This is a genomic window from Megasphaera sp. DJF_B143, assembly GCF_900320625.1.
In the GTDB taxonomy this organism is placed as follows: domain Bacteria; phylum Bacillota; class Negativicutes; order Veillonellales; family Megasphaeraceae; genus Megasphaera; species Megasphaera hexanoica.
Genome location: NZ_ONTA01000203.1, coordinates 1 through 3,318 on the forward strand (window position 1 = coordinate 1; position 3,318 = coordinate 3,318).

Annotated in this window: 3 protein-coding genes; all 3 read left to right on the top strand. The window is 52.2% G+C overall.

The window, feature by feature from the left end; all coding sequences use genetic code 11:
* Window positions 1–326 (top strand): amidohydrolase family protein (locus tag DBO31_RS06220; protein ID WP_150824710.1); only part of this gene is annotated, 326 nt, incomplete at its 5' end.
* Window positions 301–1,488: a glycoside hydrolase family 3 N-terminal domain-containing protein gene (locus DBO31_RS06225; RefSeq protein ID WP_150824711.1), complete on the top strand. Its 1,188-nt coding sequence runs from the start codon at window positions 301–303 to the stop codon at window positions 1,486–1,488. The genes DBO31_RS06220 and DBO31_RS06225, both read left to right, overlap by 26 nt.
* Before the next feature lie 229 nt (window positions 1,489–1,717).
* Window positions 1,718–3,318: alkaline phosphatase (locus DBO31_RS06230; RefSeq protein WP_234995418.1), on the top strand; the 1,601-nt coding region annotated here is incomplete at its 3' end.

The following is a 3,318-nucleotide window of genomic DNA, read 5'->3' on the forward strand; positions in this document are numbered from 1 at the left end:
ACGGAGAATCAGAACTGGGCGGCCAGAAAGTATTCGTGAAAAACGGCGAAGCCCGTCTGGAAGATGGCACCCTGGCCGGCAGTATTGTCGCTATGAATCAGGTCGTCCTGAATTTCCTGGTCAATAGTGGTGCCCCCCTTCCCGAAGCCGTGGCCATGGCGACAGTGAACCCTGCAAAGGATCTGGGCGTATACGACCGGATCGGGTCTCTGGAAAAGGGCAAACTGGCCGATATAGCGATTCTGGATAGTACGGATTTCCACGTCAAACAGACGCTGGTAGGTGGCGAACTAGTATACAATGAAGAACAAGAACAGGCACAGTAAATTCATATATAGTATCATCGTCTTACTCGTCATAGTAGTCCTAGGAGCTGCCGCATGGATTTGGCAGAGCCGTTCCCGTACGGATGGAACGGCGGCAGCGTCGGGCCGGACGGGGACTGTATCGACTCTGGATGAACAGGCAAGGGACAAGGTCCGGTCCATGAGTCCCCAGCAGCGGGTGGGACAGCTCATGATGATTGGTATCCAGGGGACGACGGTCGATCAGGATGCGGCCTACCAGATTGCCCAGTACCACATGGGAAATGTCATCCTCTTTGACCGCAATATGCAGTCGACGCAGCAGGTAAAAGACCTGAATGCGGCCCTGGCACGGCAGATACGCCGGCAGAGCCAGGATATACCTCCCTTTATTGCCGTCGATCAGGAAGGAGGATTTGTCCTGCGCATGCGCGAGGCCTTTCCCCGCGTGCCCAGTGAACAGCAGCTGGGAGAAAATGACGACCCCGCAGCGGCCCGGACATGGGCCCTGACGACGGGGAAAAAGCTGAAGGAACTGGGATTTAATCTGAATTTTGCCCCCGTCGTCGATCTCGGTTCTGCGTCAGAACGGTCGTACAGCAGCGATCCTGCCGTCGTCACCTCCTTTGCCCTGCAGGCTGTACAAGGCTATGAAGAGGCGAAGATCTGGTGTTCTCTCAAACACTTTCCCGGTATCGGAAAGGTCCGGACCGATCCCCATCTCGACGGAGACCAGGTCGCTGCCAGCCGGGAAGAACTGTTGGCAGCTGATATGAAGCCTTTTTCTGACCTCATCAGACAGGTACCCCACGATAAGATGTTCATCATGGTGTCCAACGTCACCTTTCCGGCCCTCGATCCACAACTTCCGGCCTGTGTATCCCAGCCGGTCATGACGGGCCTGCTGCGCCAGCAGTTCGGCTATGAAGGCCTCATCCTGTCCGATGACATGGAAATGGGAGCTATGGCCAAACACTATGCTTTCTCCGACATGGGCGTCATGGCCATCCGGGCCGGTGCCGACATCGTCTTTGTCTGCCACGACTATGGCCATGAACAGGAAACCTATACCGGCCTGTTGAAAGCCTATGAAAACGACGAATCGTTCCGCAAGCTCGTCGATGAAAAAGTGACGCGCATTGTCCGCACCAAACTGGCCGGTCAGGCTGCCGGATACCTGTAATTCCCAGACTGTACAGGCTGACAGACAATACGATATATGAGAAACGGTACCATGGAGTGGCTGCCCCGGCGGCCGCTCTGTTTTTTTGCCGCCGCGGGATAATTGACAGAAATTATACAGAAAAATGACATGACTTATAACATAGACCTCGTATAATGACCATGCGATACATAAGAAACAGTAAAGCCAGGTCATGCTGCAAGAGCGCATGAAATCAGGAGGTCATGGTATGAAAAAGACATGGTTAAAACGTGCAATTCTTTCGATGATGGTCTGCGGTTCTGCTTTCGGGATTATTCCCGGCGTGCAGGCGGCAAACGTACGCATTCTGCCCGTAGATAACGCCAAGTTTCTGGCAGGGGCCAAGTTTGATTTTGATGTAGAAGTCAGTCAGGCTAAAAACCTGAAAAACGTGGACATCACCATCAACAACCAGCCGGCAGGTAAATTTTTCGGAAAAGATCTAAAGGCGGCGAATCTGGACAACGGGGTTATTTCCTATCGTGTAAACAGTGTGAACTTCCCCAAAGCCGGAAACTATACGGTGCAGGCTTCGGCAACGGATGATACGGGCCGTAATGTCAGCCATGCCCGCTATACGGTCGTTCAGGAAAAGGCCCAGAAACAGGCTAAAAATGTCATCCTCTTTGTCGGTGACGGCATGTCGCTGCAGGCCCGTGAAATGGCACGTATTATCTCCAAAGGCATGACCAATGGGAAATATAATGACTTGCTGGCCATGGAAAAAATGCCGCATAACTGCCTGATTACGACGAGCGGCTACGATTCCCTGACGACAGACAGTGCCAACTCGGCATCGGCTTATGCGACGGGACATAAATCGGTAGTCAATGCCATGGGTGTCTATGAAGATTCGACAAAAGATCCCTTCGACGATCCCCGTGTGGAAAATATCAGTGAAATCGTAAAACGCAGCCGTGGCATGTCCGTCGGCATCATTACCCAGGCTGAATCGACCGATGCTACGCCGGCTGCCATGGTCGGCCATACGCGGCGCCGGGCCAACCAGGACTACCTGGCTTCAGAATATCTGGAAGATTACCATCGCCCGGATGTCATCATGGGTGGCGGTTCCAGCCGGTATATCCCACAGACGGAAAAAGGATCGAAACGTCACGATAACCAGAATGTCATCCAGGAATTCAAAGATAAGGGCTATACTTTCGTCACGACATCGAAAGAAATGATGGCAGCGCCTTCCAACAAACCGCTCCTGGGATTATTCAAGCCGGGAACGATGAATGTCTATATCGATCGGGAAATGCTTAAAAATCCTGAAGTATTAGGGAAATATACGGATCAGCCAAATCTGGTCAATATGACGAAAAAGTCTCTCGACATCCTCAGCCAGAATCCGAAAGGTTTCTTCGCCATGATCGAAGGCGCATCCATTGATAAACAACTCCACGCCATGGACTGGCAGCGTGCTACGTACGATACGATTGAATTTGATAAGGCCATCGAATATGCCCAGAAATGGAATAAAGAACATGGTAATAATACGCTGATCATCGTCGTAGCCGACCATGCCCACGGCGCATCCATCACCGGTACCTATCATGAACGGGATGGAAAGAAAGGTCTGGCGGCCGTCCGCACCTATGCCGATTCTATCTTCCCGACATTCAAGGATGCTGACCACGATGGATTCCCGGACAATCCCGATCCCGATGTAACCCTGGCCGTCCAGTATGCCAACCATCCGGCTTATTATGAAAATTTCCACTTCCAGCAGAAACCGACGGCGCCGACGATTACGGAAAAAGTCACCAAGCAGGAAGCTCAGCAGATTGGTGACAAGACGGAATA

Coding starts and splice junctions, on each gene's coding strand:
- DBO31_RS06225 (WP_150824711.1), top strand. CDS start 301: ATGAAGAACAAGAACAGGCACAGTAAATTCATATATAGTATCATCGTC.